Annotated in this window: 16 protein-coding genes and 1 other annotated feature; of the genes, 13 read left to right on the top strand and 3 right to left on the bottom strand. The window is 59.7% G+C overall.

Annotated features, from left to right (window positions below; genetic code table 11):
- Positions 1–125: 125 nt before the first annotated feature.
- Both PPRO_RS19995 and PPRO_RS02335 read right to left on the bottom strand, forming a co-directional pair.
- On the bottom strand, positions 126–359 hold the full coding sequence (locus PPRO_RS19995) for an FmdB family zinc ribbon protein (RefSeq protein ID WP_041532094.1): 234 nt from the start codon (positions 357–359) through the stop codon (positions 126–128).
- Between the two features lie 175 nt (positions 360–534).
- Entirely contained in the window at positions 535–2,091 is a 1,557-nt protein-coding gene (locus tag PPRO_RS02335) for a 2-isopropylmalate synthase (RefSeq protein ID WP_011734424.1), read from the bottom strand.
- A gap of 56 nt (positions 2,092–2,147) precedes the next feature.
- Positions 2,148–2,378, bottom strand: a binding site (T-box leader).
- A gap of 186 nt (positions 2,379–2,564) precedes the next feature.
- Between PPRO_RS02335 and PPRO_RS02330 the strand changes: the two genes are divergently transcribed.
- The 9 genes from PPRO_RS02330 (at position 2,565) to PPRO_RS02290 (ending at position 11,909) form a co-directional block, all read left to right on the top strand.
- Positions 2,565–3,872, top strand: coding sequence for a 4Fe-4S binding protein (locus PPRO_RS02330; RefSeq protein WP_011734423.1), 1,308 nt, complete (start codon positions 2,565–2,567; stop codon positions 3,870–3,872).
- 209 nt (positions 3,873–4,081) lie between these two features.
- Positions 4,082–4,723, top strand: a complete 642-nt coding sequence (locus PPRO_RS02325) for an OmpH family outer membrane protein (RefSeq protein ID WP_011734422.1) — start codon at positions 4,082–4,084, stop codon at positions 4,721–4,723.
- Positions 4,724–4,965: 242 nt separating this feature from the next.
- Positions 4,966–5,844 (top strand): L,D-transpeptidase, encoded by an 879-nt coding sequence (locus PPRO_RS02320; protein WP_011734421.1) that lies wholly within the window; start codon positions 4,966–4,968, stop codon positions 5,842–5,844.
- A gap of 400 nt (positions 5,845–6,244) precedes the next feature.
- Positions 6,245–6,823 carry a helix-turn-helix domain-containing protein gene (locus tag PPRO_RS02315; RefSeq protein ID WP_011734420.1) on the top strand — a complete coding sequence of 193 codons (579 nt, stop codon included), beginning with the start codon at positions 6,245–6,247 and terminating at the stop codon, positions 6,821–6,823.
- A 10-nt stretch (positions 6,824–6,833) separates the two neighbouring features.
- Positions 6,834–8,540 (top strand): AMP-binding protein, encoded by a 1,707-nt coding sequence (locus PPRO_RS02310; RefSeq protein ID WP_011734419.1) that lies wholly within the window; start codon positions 6,834–6,836, stop codon positions 8,538–8,540.
- A gap of 282 nt (positions 8,541–8,822) precedes the next feature.
- Complete coding sequence (locus PPRO_RS02305; RefSeq protein WP_011734418.1) at positions 8,823–9,389, top strand: 2-oxoacid:acceptor oxidoreductase family protein; 567 nt, start codon at positions 8,823–8,825, stop codon at positions 9,387–9,389.
- A complete protein-coding gene (locus tag PPRO_RS02300) occupies positions 9,386–9,703 on the top strand; it encodes a 4Fe-4S binding protein (protein WP_011734417.1) in 318 nt (105 codons plus the stop codon). Before PPRO_RS02305 ends, PPRO_RS02300 begins: the two co-directional genes overlap by 4 nt.
- Positions 9,704–9,741: 38 nt before the next feature.
- Positions 9,742–10,998 (top strand): pyruvate ferredoxin oxidoreductase, encoded by a 1,257-nt coding sequence (locus PPRO_RS02295; protein ID WP_011734416.1) that lies wholly within the window; start codon positions 9,742–9,744, stop codon positions 10,996–10,998.
- A 5-nt stretch (positions 10,999–11,003) separates the two neighbouring features.
- Positions 11,004–11,909, top strand: a complete 906-nt coding sequence (locus PPRO_RS02290) for a thiamine pyrophosphate-dependent enzyme (RefSeq protein WP_011734415.1) — start codon at positions 11,004–11,006, stop codon at positions 11,907–11,909.
- Between the two features lie 278 nt (positions 11,910–12,187).
- Here PPRO_RS02290 and PPRO_RS02285 read toward each other — a convergent pair whose 3' ends face one another.
- On the bottom strand, positions 12,188–12,673 hold the full coding sequence (locus PPRO_RS02285) for a ferritin-like domain-containing protein (RefSeq protein ID WP_011734414.1): 486 nt from the start codon (positions 12,671–12,673) through the stop codon (positions 12,188–12,190).
- Between the two features lie 286 nt (positions 12,674–12,959).
- Between PPRO_RS02285 and PPRO_RS02280 the strand changes: the two genes are divergently transcribed.
- The 4 genes from PPRO_RS02280 to PPRO_RS02265 all read left to right on the top strand — a co-directional run bounded on the left by PPRO_RS02280 (position 12,960) and on the right by PPRO_RS02265 (position 15,708).
- Complete coding sequence (locus tag PPRO_RS02280; protein WP_011734413.1) at positions 12,960–13,154, top strand: ferredoxin; 195 nt, start codon at positions 12,960–12,962, stop codon at positions 13,152–13,154.
- 19 nt (positions 13,155–13,173) lie between these two features.
- The gene (rd, locus tag PPRO_RS02275) at positions 13,174–13,332 is read left to right on the top strand and encodes a rubredoxin (RefSeq protein WP_011734412.1); all 159 of its coding nucleotides are present in this window, start codon (positions 13,174–13,176) and stop codon (positions 13,330–13,332) included.
- Between the two features lie 92 nt (positions 13,333–13,424).
- Positions 13,425–15,155 (top strand): aldehyde ferredoxin oxidoreductase family protein, encoded by a 1,731-nt coding sequence (locus PPRO_RS02270; protein ID WP_011734411.1) that lies wholly within the window; start codon positions 13,425–13,427, stop codon positions 15,153–15,155.
- A 133-nt stretch (positions 15,156–15,288) separates the two neighbouring features.
- A complete protein-coding gene (locus PPRO_RS02265) occupies positions 15,289–15,708 on the top strand; it encodes a hypothetical protein (RefSeq protein ID WP_011734410.1) in 420 nt (139 codons plus the stop codon).

Here is a 15,708-nt window from a genome sequence, read left to right as displayed (position 1 = left end):
GGGTAAAAATGTATCAATAATACCGGCATGAAGCCGGTCTTGTAAAGACTGTTCCGTTCGACAAAAAAGAAGACCTGCCGGGCCATATAACCGGGCAGGTCTTTGCGCTTCGTTGCAGCGGCGGATTATGCCGCGCAACACCCGCCTCCGGGGCAGGAGGCCGGTTTGGGAGACTGTGTCTTGGAACAGTACCCCTGGTTGAACCAGCCGTCTCCCTTCAGACTGAAAGCGGTGGAGGAGATCATTTTCTGAACCGTACCTCCGCATTCCGGGCACTGGCTGGCAGGCTGATCGGAGAACTTCTGTCTCAATTCGAATTGATGGTCGCACGATGAACAACGATATTCGTACACTGGCATGGCGAGCACTTACCTCCTGGTTCTTGGTGTAACGTGTTATAAGATAATGATTTGATCTCTGGTTTGTCAAGTGTCTGATCATCCGCCATCTTCCCTGGCCGCAAACAGCGGCCCCGCCGGAATACCGACGAGACCGCTGGGCAGGCATTCGGAAGAGGCGTAGACCAGCGCTCCGTCACACCCCGCCGTTCATCTTCTTCTGGCGGTAGTGGAGGCGGTTAAGCGCATGGACGAAGGCTTTGGCCGAGGCCTCGATGATGTCGGTGGAGGAGCCCTTGCCGACCACCAGGTGGTTGCCGTCCGAGACCCTCATGGTCACCTCCCCCTGGGCGTCGGTGCCGCCGGTGATGGAGCCGACGTTGAACTGCTCCAGCTTGGCCTTGCTCTTGGTCAGCTTGCGGATGGCCTTGAGGGTGGCGTCCACCGGACCGTCGCCCAGTTCGGCTGCGCGCAGCAGCTGGCCGTTGATCTCCATCTTGACCGTGGCGGTGGCCACGGAGAGGGAACCGCAGGAGACGTTGAGCAGCACCAGCTTGTACATCTCCTCTTCGCGGGATTCATCGGCCACGATGGCGTCCAGGTCTTCGTCGAAGACCTCCTTCTTCAGGTCCGCCAGGGCCTTGAAGCGGACAAAGGCACGGTTGAGCATCTCGTCGTCCAGCTCATGCCCCAACTCCTGCAGCCGTTTCTTGAAGGCGTGGCGTCCGGAATGCTTGCCCAGCACCAGGGCGCCGGCGGCCAGGCCAACCGATTCGGGAGTCATGATCTCGTAGGTGGAGCTATCCATCATCATGCCGTGCTGGTGGATGCCCGACTCGTGGGCAAAGGCGTTGGCGCCCACGATGGCCTTGTTGGGCTGCACCATGATGCCGGTAATGGTGCTAAGCAGGCGGCTGGAGGAGGTCAGCTGCTCGGTGGCCACGTTGGTGTAGTAGGGGAGGATGTCGTGGCGGGTGCGCAGCACCATGACCAGCTCCTCCAGAGAGCAGTTGCCGGCCCGCTCGCCGATGCCGTTGATGGTGCACTCCACCTGTCCGGCGCCGGCCTGGATGGCGGCCAGGGAGTTGGCCACCGACAGCCCCAGGTCGTTGTGGCAGTGCACCGAGATGACCGCCTTCTCGATGTTGGAGACGTTCTCCTTCAGGTACCTGATGATGTTATAGAACTCGCTGGGGGTGGTGTAGCCGACGGTGTCCGGGATGTTGACCGTGGTCGCGCCGGCATCGATGGTCGCCTCCACCACCTCGGCCAGGAAGGGGAGCCGTGTGCGGACCGCATCCTCGCAGGAGAATTCCACGTTGGAGGTGTAGCCTTTGGCGTACTTCACCGCCTTGACCGCCGTTGCCAAGACCTTTGCCGGCTCCATCTGCAGCTTGTACTTCATGTGGATGTCCGAGGTGGCGATGAAGGTGTGGATGCGCGCCCGCTCCCCGGCGTACTGCACCGCCTCCCAGGCCCGGTCGATGTCCTTGTCGCTGGAGCGGCAGAGCCCGGCGATCTGGGGCTTCGTCAGGGTCTGGGCGATGCGCTTGACCGCTTCGAAATCACCCACCGAGGCGATGGGGAAGCCTGCCTCGATGATATCCACGTTCAGCTTTTCCAGCTGGCGGGCAACCCGCAGCTTCTCCTCCATGTTCATGCTGTTGCCGGGGGACTGCTCGCCATCCCTCAGCGTCGTATCGAAAATCCTGATCAAGCGACGTTCCGCGCCGTTTTTCGTTTCCTGTGCCATTGTCGTGGCTCCTTTTTCGCTCCGCTGTCCGGAAAATAAAAATGCCTCCACCCCACAAAAGGGGCGAAGGCATGTGTGCTCATTCGCGGTACCACCCTACTTCGCCTGAAGAGCAACGCTCGTCAGGCCTCGTGCACCCTTGACGCGGGAGAACGGCTCCGGCTAGCAAACTGCTGTTCACCGGAACGGCTCGGAGGCGAGTTCATCGTGCATGCCTGCCGGTTCGCAGCGACCACCGGCTCTCTGGAAAGCAGACAACGACTACTACTCCTCTTCACTGCCTTTGAAACTGTAGCTGGATCATAGAAAAAACAGCCGAACAAAGTCAAGCTGTTTTATCTCCGCCCATGGGGACAGTTACAGAGCAAACGTAATCACCGCGGAAACAGCCGCGGACCGTTGCACGGAGCGGATTTGCCATTACCATAGAACATGAATCATCGCACCAAGAGCGCAGGACCAGGGAGGCTGGAATGGGACACCTGGTAGGCAAGGATGTTTTCCGCAGGCTGGGCAGAAAACTGGATGGGCTGGAGATCCGGGTCCCCTGGAACGAGAAACTGCACGCCGTGCTGAAGGAACTCTACTCGGCGGAGGAGGCGGAACTGATCGTCAGGATGCCCTACGGCCTCTCCACGGTCCAGGAGATCGAGCGGGCCAGCGGCCAGGAGAGCGCGACAGTGCTACGCCTCCTGGGAGAAATGACCCGCAAAGGGCTGGTGATGGACCTCTGGCTGGGGGGCGAGTACCGCTACACCCCCTCCCCCATGATCGTCGGCCTGTTCGAATTCACCCTGATGCGGGTGGGACCGGACCTGAACACCCGGGAATGGGCCAGGCTGCTGCACGACTACATGGACGAGGCCTTCTGCGAGGCGAACTGGGGGGACGGCAGCTGCTTCTCCATCTTCCGCACCCTGCCCCACGAGGAGGCACTGCGCCAGGCGGAGTGTGCCGAGATCCTGGACTACGACAAGGCGTCGGCCCTCATAGCCGGGACAAAGCGCTTCTCCATCGGGCTCTGCAGCTGCCGACACGAGATGCTGCACCTGGGGGAGAAAAGCTGTGACACCCCCCTGGAGTCGTGCACGCAATTCGGCTACGCGGCGGAGATGATGATCAGGAACGGGCTAGGGCGGGAGGTGGGCAGGCGCGAGATGAAGGAGCACTTCGCCCGGTCGCGGGATCTGGGCCTGGTGCTGACGGCGGACAACGTGCGCAAAAACATGCGTTTCGTCTGCCACTGCTGCTCCTGCTGCTGCTACCTCCTGCGCGGGATCAGCAGACATGGCTTCACCGGCATCATCCTCACCTCCGGCTACATCGCCGGAATCACCCGGGAGAAGTGCAGCGGTTGCGGCCTCTGCGCCCAGGCCTGCCCGATCAACGCCATCGCCATGGTCGCAGCTGACACCCGGTCACCGAAACGAAAACAGGATGCAGTCATCGACACCGCCATCTGCCTTGGCTGCGGCGTCTGCGCCCTGAAGTGCCCCAGCGGCGCCTGCCGACTGACCAGCCGGGAGCAGCGGGTGATCACCCCCGAGAGCACCTTTGAGCGGGTCATGCTGCACTCCCTGGAAAAGGGGACCCTGCAGAACCTGCTCTTCGACAACCCGGCCAGGATCGACCAGACCTTCCTGCGCTTCTTCACCGGCGCCTTCCTCAGGCTCCCCCCGGTGAAGAGGGCGCTACTCAGCGACAGCCTGCGCTCCGTTTTCCTGGCAACGGTAAAGGGAGGGGTCAGGAGGCAGGGGAGAGGCTGGGCCCTGGAGCTGTAACAGCCCTGCGGAGTTCCTCCCTCCCCCCGAAATGTCCCCCTTCTCTGAAGCGCCCCCGCTCCCCCTGAACGCGGAACAGGGGCGGAGCCGAGGAGCGCCTTTGATCGGGCATCACTCAAAAGAGTTGTTGTCTCGCGCCTGAAAAGGTTCTATTCTTTCCCGGCCATCCCATCATTCCGGCAGACCCGCTCTGCCCACGAGGTACAGCCATGCCACGAATCATTACCAGAATCCTGTTTGCGCTCCTGATTTGCGCCCTGCCCTCCCTGGGATCCGCAGCGGAACAGGCTCCCCAGGCCGCGGAGGCAAAGCCCGCGGCGCCGATCCCGACTGAGGCACCGACTCCGGCACCGCTGCCTGCGGCAACCACCGAGGCGCCCAAACCACAACAGTTGCGCATCGGCTACATCGACATCGTCCGCATCAGCACCGAGAGCAGTCTGGGCAAGGCATCCGCTGCCCAGGCCAAGCAGAAGCAGGGGAAACTCCAGGCCCAGATCACGGAGAAACGGAAGCAGCTCGACAGGCAGAAGAAGGCGCTGGAAACCCAGTTCGCCTCCTTAAGCCCTGCGCAACGCGATGCCAAGGCCAAAGAGTTCCAGAAGAAGGTGGAGAGTTTTCAGAAATTCGGCATGAACGCCGAAAAAGAGATGCAGACCCTGCAGCAGGGGCTCGGCAAGTCGTTCAACGAGGCGGTCCAGCAGGCTGCTACCGAGTATGGCACGGCCAACAGCCTGGCCCTGGTGATACTCAAGCGCGAGATTCTCTACCAGGCGGGCAGCGTCGAGACCCGGGATGTGAGCGAGGGGGTCATCAAGCTGATGAATGAAAAATGGGTAAAGAAGAAATAGCCATAACGCAATGCGTGCAGCCATAAATCTACAAGCCCGCGAGACGCGGGCTTTTTTCATGTGCCCGTGATCGTTTTACCCTCTCCCGCATCACGGGGCGAACCGGCTAGCCTTCGCCAGGTTGGCTGTTATTTTTACAGAATATTTAAACCTTTTACATCAACAGGGACTTGATCAACAGGACATAAATGCCTAAGATGCATTTCAGTCTTAATGAGCTTACCTGAAAAGGAACTGCCCCCATGCGTTACAGCCGGATGCGGCTCTCCCACAAACTGGTTCTGATCGCCATCTTCACCGCCCTCTTGGTCGGTTACATGGTCCTGCGGGTGCCAACCCTGACCGCCGACCCGGCCGCATCCCCCCAGGACGATGCCCAGGAGGACCTGTCCCGGGTGGAGTATCCCAGCCTGAAGGACGTCAAGTGGCATGCCCACTTCATCAAGCCAAACGAGTCCCTGGAGTCGCTCTTCGGCGCAGACTGGGTCCATGTCGCCCGCTTCAACCGCATCGACCGCCGCCACGTCTACCCCGGCATGACCATCAAGGTTCCGGACGACATCGCCGCCAGCCGCGGCTATACCCCCATGCCAAAACAGTACGAACCGGCCAGAAGGTACGACAAGTACATCCTGGTGGACCTCACCGAGCAGTGGCTGGGCGCCTACGAAAACGGCAGGCTGGTCTTCTCCACCCCGGCCGCCACCGGCAAGGCAGGCAACGAAACCCCCACCGGGCTCTTCCGCATCACCGCCCGGCACCTGACCCACACCTCGTCGCTGTACAAGACAGCCAACGACGAGGAGCAGTACCCCATGGACAACGCCATGCGCTTCCACGTCGGCCCGGACGGCGTCTCCTACTGGCTGCATGCCCGCGACCTCCCCGGGCGCCCCGCCTCACACGGCTGCATCGGACTGTATGATGAGGAGATGCAAAAACGCATGTTCAACAATCCCCTGAATCCGGTGCTGATCGACTCCCAGAAGTTGTACAGCTGGGCAGTCGGCGAGGATGAGTACGGCGAAGACAGCGGGAACGTGGAGGAACTGGAAGATGGGCCACTGGTTGAGGTGCGCGGCACCCTTCCCCGCTACCTGGAACGCAGCCCGGTTCCATGAGACGATCACCACCAGGGGGGCCGGGCAACGCTCGGTCCCCCTTTCACATCCCGCCTCTCCCCCGCCGTTCCGCTCTATCCCCTTCACCCGAGATGCGCCTCCCCGCTCCCCGTTGTACCCCCAGAAATCGCCATAATTGCGTTGACGACGGTTTGAGTCGGGTGCTATACAATCTGCGCCCGGTCGCCGGTTTCTTGGGGCGGCCGCTTTACAACCGTACAAAAGCCACGACACCGCCGTGAACAGGAAGAAATCACCCAAACAAATTCCGGGGTTCAGATTTATCCGCTCGGCGTGACGGGAGGTGCGGCCGTTTTTCCGGTTTTATCCGGGAACATCTCTGCACATGTGGCCCACTGCTATTTACGATTCATCCCAATGCCGGAGGGAGACAAAAACCATGACAGACCGTAACCGCATCGGCGACAAGATCACCACCATACGGGAATCACTCGGCCTTACCCGGGAGCAACTGGCCGAACGCTGTGACTGCAGCGAGACCGTTATTGCCGGACTGGAACAGGGCGAACTGGCGCCATCGCTCACGCCGTTGATCAAGATCACCCGGACCCTGGGGGTGCGCCTAGGCACGCTCTTGGACGACGACACCATGCTCGGCCCGGTGGTCACCCGCTCTGGCGAGAACAACGGTATCTCGCGAGTCAAGTCCCTGGAAATCGCCAGCAACGCGGGCGCCCTTGACTTCTTCTCCCTGGCCGCGAACAAGACTGCGCGTCACATGGAGCCGTTCATCATCAACGTCAAGCCGGCCTGCAAGGGGGGCGCCCCACTCTCCAGCCATGAGGGGGAGGAGTTCATCTACATACTGGACGGCACGGTGGAAGTCGAGTACGGCAAGGATCTGTACCAGCTGGAACCGGGTGACAGCATCTACTACGACTCCATCGTCCCGCACCAGCTGCGCAGCCGCGGCAGCGACAGCGCACGCATCCTGGCCGTCGTGTACGCGCCGTTCTAGGGGGCCGGACGTGACAAAGACCTTCAAGGGACCATTCAGCGACCTGACCATCGGCCAGTACTTCGACACCGTTGTCGCCGCACAGCCGGATCATGACTGCATCATCTACCCCGACCGCAACCTGCGCTGGAGCTGGGGCCAGTTCAATGCCCGCGTCGACGCCCTGGCCAAGGGACTTCTGGCCATCGGCCTTGAGAAGGGGGACCACCTAGGCATGTGGGCCCGCAACGTGCCGGACTGGCTGACCTTCATGTTCGCCACCGCCAAGATCGGCGTGGTGTTCGTTACCGTCAACCCGGTCTACAAGAGCCACGAGCTGGCCTACGTCCTGACCCAGTCGGACATGAAGGCGCTCTGCATCATCGACAGTTTCCGTGACGTGGACTACGTGAGCATCGTGCGCGAACTGGTTCCCGAGGCAGCCACCCAAGAACGGGGTCACCTGGATTCGGCCCAGTTCCCGTTCCTGAAGAAGCTGATCTACATGGGGCCGGAGAAGCACCGCGGCTTCTACACGGTTCCCGAACTGCTGCTCCTGGGGGAGCATTACAGCGACGACGACTACGCCGCTGCCCGTGAGGGACTTGTCGCCGACGATGTGATCAACATGCAGTACACCTCGGGCACCACCGGCTTTCCCAAGGGGGTCATGCTCTCCAGCCGCAACATCCTCAACAACGGCTACTACATCGGCGAGCGCCAGAAGTTCACCAAGATGGATCGCATCTGCCTGCCGGTGCCGCTGTTTCACTGCTTCGGCTGCGTGCTGGGGGTCATGGCCATGCTGACCCACGGCAGCACGCTGGTGATGCTGGAGATCTTCGACCCGCTCATGGCCCTGGCTGCCGTGCAGAAGGAGAAGTGCACCGCCATCTACGGCGTGCCGACCATGTTCATCGCCGAACTGACCCACCCCATGTTCCCCCTGTTCGATACCAGTTCGCTGCGCACCGGCATCATGGCCGGCTCCCCCTGCCCCATCGAAACCATGAAGCAGGTCATGTCCGACATGCACGCCTCGGAGATCACCATCGCCTATGGCCTGACCGAGGGGAGCCCGGTGTTCATCCAGACCTCCACCGACGACACCATCGAGCGCCGCTGCGAGACCATCGGCACGGCCATGCCCGAGATCGAGGTGCGGGTGGTGGATCCCGAGACTGGCCAGGACTGCCCGCCGGGGGTGCCGGGCGAACTGATCTGCCGCGGCTACAACGTCATGAAGGGGTACTACAAGATGCCTGAGCAGACCGCCGCCGCCATCGACGCCGCCGGCTGGCTGCACTCCGGCGACCTGGGTACGGTGGACGAGCATGGCTACTACCGGGTCACCGGCCGCATCAAGGACATGATCATCCGCGGCGGCGAGAACATCTACCCCCGGGAGATCGAGGAGTTCCTCTACACCATGCCGGGGGTAAAGGATGTGCAGATCGTGGGGGTGCCGGACGAGAAATACGGCGAAGTGGTGGGCGCCTTTGTCATGCGCTCCAAGGGGAGCGACATCAGCGAGGAGGATGTGCGCGAATTCGCCCAGACCCGCATCGCCCGGTACAAGTGCCCCCGGCACGTCTGGTTCGTGGAGGAGTTTCCCATGACCGCCTCAAACAAGATCCAGAAGTACAAGCTGCGCGAGATGGCGGCCGAATTGCTGGGGGTGAGCGACGTCAAGGTCTTTGCCGGCGAGGCTGCAGAAAAGGGGGGGACGGACGCCTGAACCGGCGGACTTACCACGGCAACGCCAGTGATGCGGGTTGCCCGGCGTTTCGTTCCATCGCCCCTCCAGTCGTTACTCTCCGCCGCGAAAAAAACTTTGCCGAACCCGCCGGATAAGGGGCTGGAAAACAGGTCGTTTTCCTTGCTCCATCGACCGGGAATCCTTCTGGCCCGGCTATGTTGCCATTGACCAGGGCTTCCCCTTGGTGCTATACAGGTCTGCGCAGAACGCAGTTTCCCATCCTTCCATCATGTGGCTTCACCAGCAGAAAAAGGGAATGATATGCATGAGATTCGCTGGCATGGGCGAGGCGGTCAGGGTGCCGTCACCAGCTCGAAAATCCTTGCCGCCGCGGCATACCGCAGCGGCTTTGAGGGCGTTACCGCTGCCCCCACCTTCGGCGCCGAACGCCGCGGCGCGCCGGTCACCGCTTCGACCCGCTTCGACCATGCGCCGATCCGCATGTACTCTCAGGTCGTCGAACCCAACGTCGTCGTCGTGCTTGACGAATCGCTCTTGGCCGTTGCCAACGCAACGGCAGGCCTGCGGCCAGGCGGCGTCATCATCGTCAACACCACCCGATCCAGGGGCGAGCTGGGGCTTCCCGACACCATCCGCGTCGTGACCTCGGACGTGACCGGCGCTGCCGAGTCGGTGGGGCTGATCGTGGGAGGGGAGCCGATGGTCAACACCGCCATCTTGGGCTCCATCGCCAAGGCCACCGGGCTGATCACCATGGAGAGCATCGGAGCGGCGATTTCCGACGCATTCCCGCCCGCGGCAGCGGCAAAAAACATCCAGGCCGCGCAGATCGCCTTTGACTGCACGGCAGCGGGGGGGCTCCCATGACCAGGCATACCGAGATAGCACAGTCCACACCCAGCATCGGCGAGGGGGGGCACACCGGAGACTGGCGCAGCAGCCGCCCGGTTATCGAGGCGTCGGCCTGCCTGGCGGTCAAACAGGGCAAGATCGCCTGCCAGATCTGCTGGGTCTACTGCCCGGATGCCTGCATAGCCCAGGGTGTTCCGCCCAGCATCGACCTGGATTACTGCAAGGGGTGCGGCATCTGTGCCCAGGTCTGCCCGGCCGGCGCCATTGCCATGCAGCCCGAGGCGGTGCATTCCGTCTGCCCAGCCCGAAAATCCCCGGCCAAAAAGTAGCCCCCAACAGTCTACGAACAGTTTCAGGAGAGGAGTCCATGTCGCGTACCGTCGTTATCACCGGAAATGAGGCCGCCGCCACCGCCGCAAAGCTTGCCCGTGTACAGGTGGTGGCTGCGTACCCGATCACTCCCCAGTCCTCGGTGGTGGAGAATCTTTCCAAATGGGTCGAGTCCGGAGAACTGGCAGCAGAGTTCGTCACGGTGGAGTCGGAACACTCGGCTCTGACCGTCTGCCTTGCCGCCTCCACGGTGGGCGCGCGCACCTTCACCGCCACCAGCTCCAACGGCCTGGCCTACATGACCGAGCAGGTCTGGTGGACGGCCGGTGCACGGCTGCCGGTGGTTATGGGGTGCGTGAACCGCTCCATGGCAGCCCCCTGGAACGTGCTCAACGACCAGCAGGACTCCATGTCCGTGCGCGATGCGGGGTGGATTCAGCTCTACTGCCGCGACAACCAGGAGATCCTGGACACCTTCCTGCAGGCATTCCGCATCGGCGAACAGCTCAGCCTGCCGGTGATGGTCTGCTACGACGGCTTCCTGCTCTCCCACACGGTCATGCCGGTGAACGTCCCCACCCCTGAACAGGCGGACGCCTTCCTCCCCCCCCGGCCGGCCGGACTGCAGGTGATTGACGTCAACGACCCGCGCAACGTAGGCCCGGTCACCCTGGCCGACCCCCGCCTGGATGCGAACGGCGTCCTGCACGGTGGCTACATGGAGATCCGCCATGCCCACCAGCAGGCCCTGGCCGAGGCGCTGGAGCTGATCCCCGCCGTCGATGCCGAGTTTTCCGCTGTTTTCGGCCGTGCCTGGGGCGGGCTGACCTGGGAGCACCGGCTGGAGGATGCCCAGATAGTGCTGATCGCCGCCGGCTCTCTGGGCATGGAGCTTACCCTGGCGGCCGATGAATTGCGCACCGAAGGGGTACGCATCGGCGTCCTCGGCATCCGCGCCTACCGTCCCTTCCCGGTGGCGCACCTGTGCGAGAAGCTGACCGGCCGTTCCCTGGCGATCGTATTCGACAAGGCCTTAAGCTACGGCTATGAGGGGCCGATCTGCACGGACCTGCGCGCCGCCCTGTCCGGCCGGGACAACATGCCTCGGGTCTTCGGAACCGTGACCGGCCTGGGGGGCAGGGATGTAACCGCGGCCCAGCTGGCAGAACAGGCCCGCGCCGCCATCGCCGACGCCGAGGCCGGCATGGGCCAGCGCCCGACCGTCTGGATCAACCTGCAGCGGACCGATGTAGACGGGCGGTGCGAATCAACAACGTGCGGCGACAGGGAGTAATCAGTATGTCCACCAAAATCCTCGACCTACCCACCAGCGAACACATGCTCCCCGGCAACCGCGCCTGCGCCGGCTGCGGCATCGGCATCGGGCTGCGCTCCATAACCAAGGCGCTGGACGGCAAGATGGTACTGGTCAACCCGGCCAGCTGCCTGACGGTGCTGGGCGGCATGTACCCGGTCTCCTCCATGATGATTCCATGGATCAACGTATCGTTTCCCAGCACGGCCGCTGCCGCAGCGGGTGTTGTCGCCGGCCTGCGCGCCCTGGGGCGCGCCGACGAGATGACGGTACTGGCCATGGTGGGTGACGGCGGCACCGGCGACATCGGCATCCAGGCCCTCTCCGGCGCTGCCGAGCGCAACGACGACTTCATCTACGTCTGCTACGACAATGAGGCATACATGAACACCGGCACCCAGCGATCGGGACTGACGCCCCATGGCGCGCGCACTACCACCACCAGCCGCGGCAAGAAGGAGAATCCCAAGGACCTGCCGGCTATCATGGAGGCCCACGCGGTTCCCTACATCGCTTCCACCTCGGCAGCCTATCCCACCGACGTCTACGACAAGGTGGTCAAGGCTCGCTCCATCAAGGGGTTGCGCTACCTGCATATGAACGTCCCCTGCCCCAGCGGCTGGGGCTTCGACCCGAGGGATACGGTAAAACTGGGCAAACTGGCGGTTGACACCGGCTTGGTGGTGCTCTATGAGATCGAGGATGGCGTCTTCCGCCTGACCGAACGCAGCGCCACCCTGGCCAAGGGGGGCAAACCGCTGGTGCCGGTGTCCCAGTTCTTCGCCACCCAGGCACGCTTCAAGACCATGACCCCCCAGAACATCGCCGATGTGCAGGCCTGGGTGGACAGACGCTGGAGCGGTTACGTGGCGCGCCACAGCGCGTCCTGACGACAGCAGCGTTCGCTCTAAAAAACACAAGCCCCCGCTTTCCCTTCAGGAAGCGGGGGCTTTATTTATACGTTCCCCTCGTGTGGTCTCATGCCAATTCCAACTCAAAGCGCTCTCTTCGTTTGCTCGTCGAAGGATCCTCAGCGAACTATCTGTACACCTCCATCGCCTTCTTCCTCGCCGCCCTGATATCGTCTTTGATGTGTGACCCACCTGAATCTATAACAGGCTGAATTCTCACCACAATAGCCCGCAACAGTTGGTACAAGTAATTTTTTTCACAACTCCTTAATGTTGCTGAATTCTCTCCAGGCCAGAAAATATTGCGGTTCCAGAACAAAATCGTAAAGGTTGTCCAAAATGTTGTAATGCTCTTTCTCCTCGCCAGCAATCCTCGTGAAAATCTGCCCTAATTCCGGATTCGTTTCCTTTTGCGCCAGATCCTCATAGAAGCGAACACTGTCCGCTTCAATTTTTCTTGCATGCTGGTAACCGTCCAGAGATTTTTTCAGACTGTCCGTGATGTCCTTGTTTTTCAGCAGGTTTTCAAACAGGTTTTTTGCCTCGTTCAGGATGATTGTGTCAGGCATTGAGCAGGTGGCATCCGTCTTTAGGGTCACTATTGTATCGTAGTGTTTCTGTTCATCTGCAGCCAGTTTGGTGAAGATGGCTTTCAAGCCCGACTCACTGGTTCCCTCCGCCAGTTTTTCATAATAAGCCTTGCCGTCCAGTTCCATTTTCATGGCAAATTCGAAGATGTTCATAGTAATGCCTCCTTTGGTGATTTTCTGACGTTGTGTATAAACCGCTCCTTTAAAACTCACCATAGCCACGGCATTGCAATTTTGCGATGGAAGTCAGGCTTCACTGCTACCAACAACATTGTTGTGGCGCTGGTTTCATTGACACTGAATTTTATCTCCTAACCATGTAAAGTCAAACATAGTGGTAATTTTTTACCTTCACCGATAGAGAGATGCATAGCGGAGTTTCTGAAAAAAATAAGAGTTTTAATGTTATTATGTATAAAAAACCAAAGGAGGTAAGACAATGCGGAAAACTGTAGTGGTTGATCAGGATGAGTGCATTAGCTGCGGCGTCTGTGTTGACAGCATACCGGAAGTGTTCCGTTTCGCCGACAGCGGCAAGGCGGAAGCCTATGATCCGGCGGGGGCTTCAGAAGATAAAATTCAGCAGGAGGCCATCGACGCATGCCCGGTTTCTTGCATCCACTGGAGGGAATAACTGAACAGGAGAGTAAACCATGCAGAAATGGAAATGCACCATCTGTGGTTATGTCTATGACCCCGCCGAGGGGGACATAGGAAACGGCATCGCACCGGGCACCCCCTTTGAGGATCTCCCCGATGAATGGGTCTGCCCTCAGTGCGGGGTGGGAAAGGACATGTTCGAGCAGGTTTAGGCGCTTGCGTCTTGAGTGGTTACAAAATCCATTGATTTTTCCTGTTTTGCCCTATCCGCCCAGGTGGGAAAAAGCTGACAAGGAGAAACACCATGGACAAGATCTATCGCGTAAATATGACCGATTTGACGGTCAAACAGGAAGACGTTCCCGCAGAGTGGGCACTACTCGGTGGCCGCGGATTGACCTCAACTATCGTAGCTGCCGAGGTTCCGCCGACCTGCCATCCTCTCGGGCCGAACAACAAACTGGTGTTTGCCCCGGGCCTTCTCACCGGTACACCAGCAGCCCAGTCCGGACGTCTCTCCGCGGGCGCCAAGAGCCCGCTCACCGGAGGCATTAATGAGAGCAACTCCGGCGGTACCGCGGCACAACTGCTGGCACGACTTTGTATCAAGGCACTGATCATCGAAGGTCAGCCAAAGGAGGACAAATGGTTCAACCTGCACGTAAACAAGGACGGTATCACCATCCAGGAGGAAACCGAACTCGTCGGCCAGAACAACTTTGCCATCATTGATGCCGTTGAGACTCGTCTGGGCAAAAAAACCGGCATCCTGACCATAGGTATTGCTGGTGAACTCAGAATGGCAGCGGCAGATATTTCGGTCAAGGATCCTGACAGCAAACTCCGTAGCCACGGCCGCGGAGGCCTCGGCGCGGTTATGGGTTCCAAGAAGATCAAGTTCATCTCCATAGACGGCGAAGGTGCACCCGGTGTCACGATTGCCGCCCCGGATAAATTCAAGGCTGCCTCACGAGTCTTTGCCAAAGCCCTGCTCGACCACCCGGTCAGCGGTCAGGCCCTCCCCACCTATGGCACCAACGTTCTGGTAAATATCATCAACGAGGCCGGAGGATTGCCGACCCGCAACTTCTCTTACGGTCAGTTTGCTTCGCATGACAAGATCTCCGGCGAAACCATGCACGACACAATCGTTGCCCGTGGTGGCAAACCGAAACATGGTTGCCATGCCGGTTGCATCATCCAGTGCTCGCAGGTCTACCTTGACCAGGACGGAAAATATCTTTCATCCGGTTTCGAATATGAGACCATCTGGGCTCTCGGTGCCAACTGTTGTATCGAAAATCTGGATATCATCGCGAAAGCCGACAATATCATGGACGATATCGGTATCGACTCCATTGAAACCGCAGTCATGTTCGGCGTGGCAATGGAAGCCGGCATCATCCCTTTTGGCGACGGCGAGGGAGTACTTCGCCTGCTCACGGATGAAATCGCCAAGGGTACACCGCTCGGCCGCATCCTTGGTGGCGGTGCCGGTTCTGTGGGGCGTGCCTACGGTGTCATCCGTGTTCCTGTCGTGAAGAACCAGAGCATTCCGGCCTATGACCCCCGTTCAATCAAAGGCATCGGTATCACCTATGCGACCAGCACCATGGGGGCCGACCACACCGCGGGTTACTCCATTGCAACCAATATCCTCAATGTCGGCGGCAACGTTGATCCGCTCAAGAAGGAAGGCCAGGTTGAGCTTTCCCGAAACCTGCAGATCGCAACCGCCGCGATTGACTCCACCGGCATGTGTATCTTCGTGGCCTTTCCCGCCCTCGATATTCCTGAATGCCTGCCGGCCCTGATCGACATGCTCAACGCCCGCTTCGACAGCTCCCTTGCCGGCGACGACTTTGTTGCCCTTGGCAAGCAGATCCTCAAGGTCGAACGAAAATTCAACATCGAAGCCGGGTTCAACAGTGCTCACGACCGCTTGCCCGAGTTCTTCACATACGAACCCTTACCGCCGCACAACGTTGTCTGGGACTTCTCCGACGAAGAAATCGATGAGTTCTGGAACTTCTAAAACCTGTCCATAAACCTATATCCCCTGCGTGGCATTGCCATACCGGAGGGGGATAAAGGGCGAGTAACATATGGGGTTGGCATTGACACAGGATATTTCAGAGGTAAGCGACTAAAACTTAAGGAGGCATATCATGGCAACAAAAAAAGTGCGAAGGACAATTTATGCTAAACAAAAGTGGCAAGGAACCGGCGTTTATGTCAATCCACACGATAAAGTAGCTGTAAGATATATTGGCGATTCTTGGACGACCAATCCTGCTATAGGGTACTTCGACGCCAATGGAACTGACGTATATAAGGGAAAACCTGGCTACGTTCTTCAAGACGTAAATGAGGGTGCATTGATAGGACAAATCGAAGGTCTCACTTTTGCTGTAGGTAATTTGTGTCATTTGCCTACGACTTCAAATGGAGAACTTCTTTTGATTATCAATGATGACATCGATCAACAATATGGTGAAGGATTCGATGATAATGATGGTCAGATTGTGGTTGAAATTGAATATGAATTTGCACACATGACAGCTAAACAGCTTAAGTCAGCCGAATGA

Source organism: Pelobacter propionicus DSM 2379, assembly GCF_000015045.1.
In the GTDB taxonomy this organism is placed as follows: Bacteria; Desulfobacterota; Desulfuromonadia; order Geobacterales; family Pseudopelobacteraceae; genus Pseudopelobacter; species Pseudopelobacter propionicus.
The sequence above is the reverse complement of the archived record's forward strand: the minus strand, read 5'-3'. Positions and strand labels throughout refer to the sequence as shown.

Coding starts and splice junctions, on each gene's coding strand:
- PPRO_RS19995 (WP_041532094.1), bottom strand. CDS start 359: ATGCCAGTGTACGAATATCGTTGTTCATCGTGCGACCATCAATTCGAA.
- PPRO_RS02335 (WP_011734424.1), bottom strand. CDS start 2,091: ATGGCACAGGAAACGAAAAACGGCGCGGAACGTCGCTTGATCAGGATT.
- PPRO_RS02330 (WP_011734423.1), top strand. CDS start 2,565: ATGGGACACCTGGTAGGCAAGGATGTTTTCCGCAGGCTGGGCAGAAAA.
- PPRO_RS02325 (WP_011734422.1), top strand. CDS start 4,082: ATGCCACGAATCATTACCAGAATCCTGTTTGCGCTCCTGATTTGCGCC.
- PPRO_RS02320 (WP_011734421.1), top strand. CDS start 4,966: ATGCGTTACAGCCGGATGCGGCTCTCCCACAAACTGGTTCTGATCGCC.
- PPRO_RS02315 (WP_011734420.1), top strand. CDS start 6,245: ATGACAGACCGTAACCGCATCGGCGACAAGATCACCACCATACGGGAA.
- PPRO_RS02305 (WP_011734418.1), top strand. CDS start 8,823: ATGCATGAGATTCGCTGGCATGGGCGAGGCGGTCAGGGTGCCGTCACC.
- PPRO_RS02300 (WP_011734417.1), top strand. CDS start 9,386: ATGACCAGGCATACCGAGATAGCACAGTCCACACCCAGCATCGGCGAG.
- PPRO_RS02295 (WP_011734416.1), top strand. CDS start 9,742: ATGTCGCGTACCGTCGTTATCACCGGAAATGAGGCCGCCGCCACCGCC.
- PPRO_RS02290 (WP_011734415.1), top strand. CDS start 11,004: ATGTCCACCAAAATCCTCGACCTACCCACCAGCGAACACATGCTCCCC.
- PPRO_RS02285 (WP_011734414.1), bottom strand. CDS start 12,673: ATGAACATCTTCGAATTTGCCATGAAAATGGAACTGGACGGCAAGGCT.
- PPRO_RS02280 (WP_011734413.1), top strand. CDS start 12,960: ATGCGGAAAACTGTAGTGGTTGATCAGGATGAGTGCATTAGCTGCGGC.
- rd (WP_011734412.1), top strand. CDS start 13,174: ATGCAGAAATGGAAATGCACCATCTGTGGTTATGTCTATGACCCCGCC.
- PPRO_RS02270 (WP_011734411.1), top strand. CDS start 13,425: ATGGACAAGATCTATCGCGTAAATATGACCGATTTGACGGTCAAACAG.
- PPRO_RS02265 (WP_011734410.1), top strand. CDS start 15,289: ATGGCAACAAAAAAAGTGCGAAGGACAATTTATGCTAAACAAAAGTGG.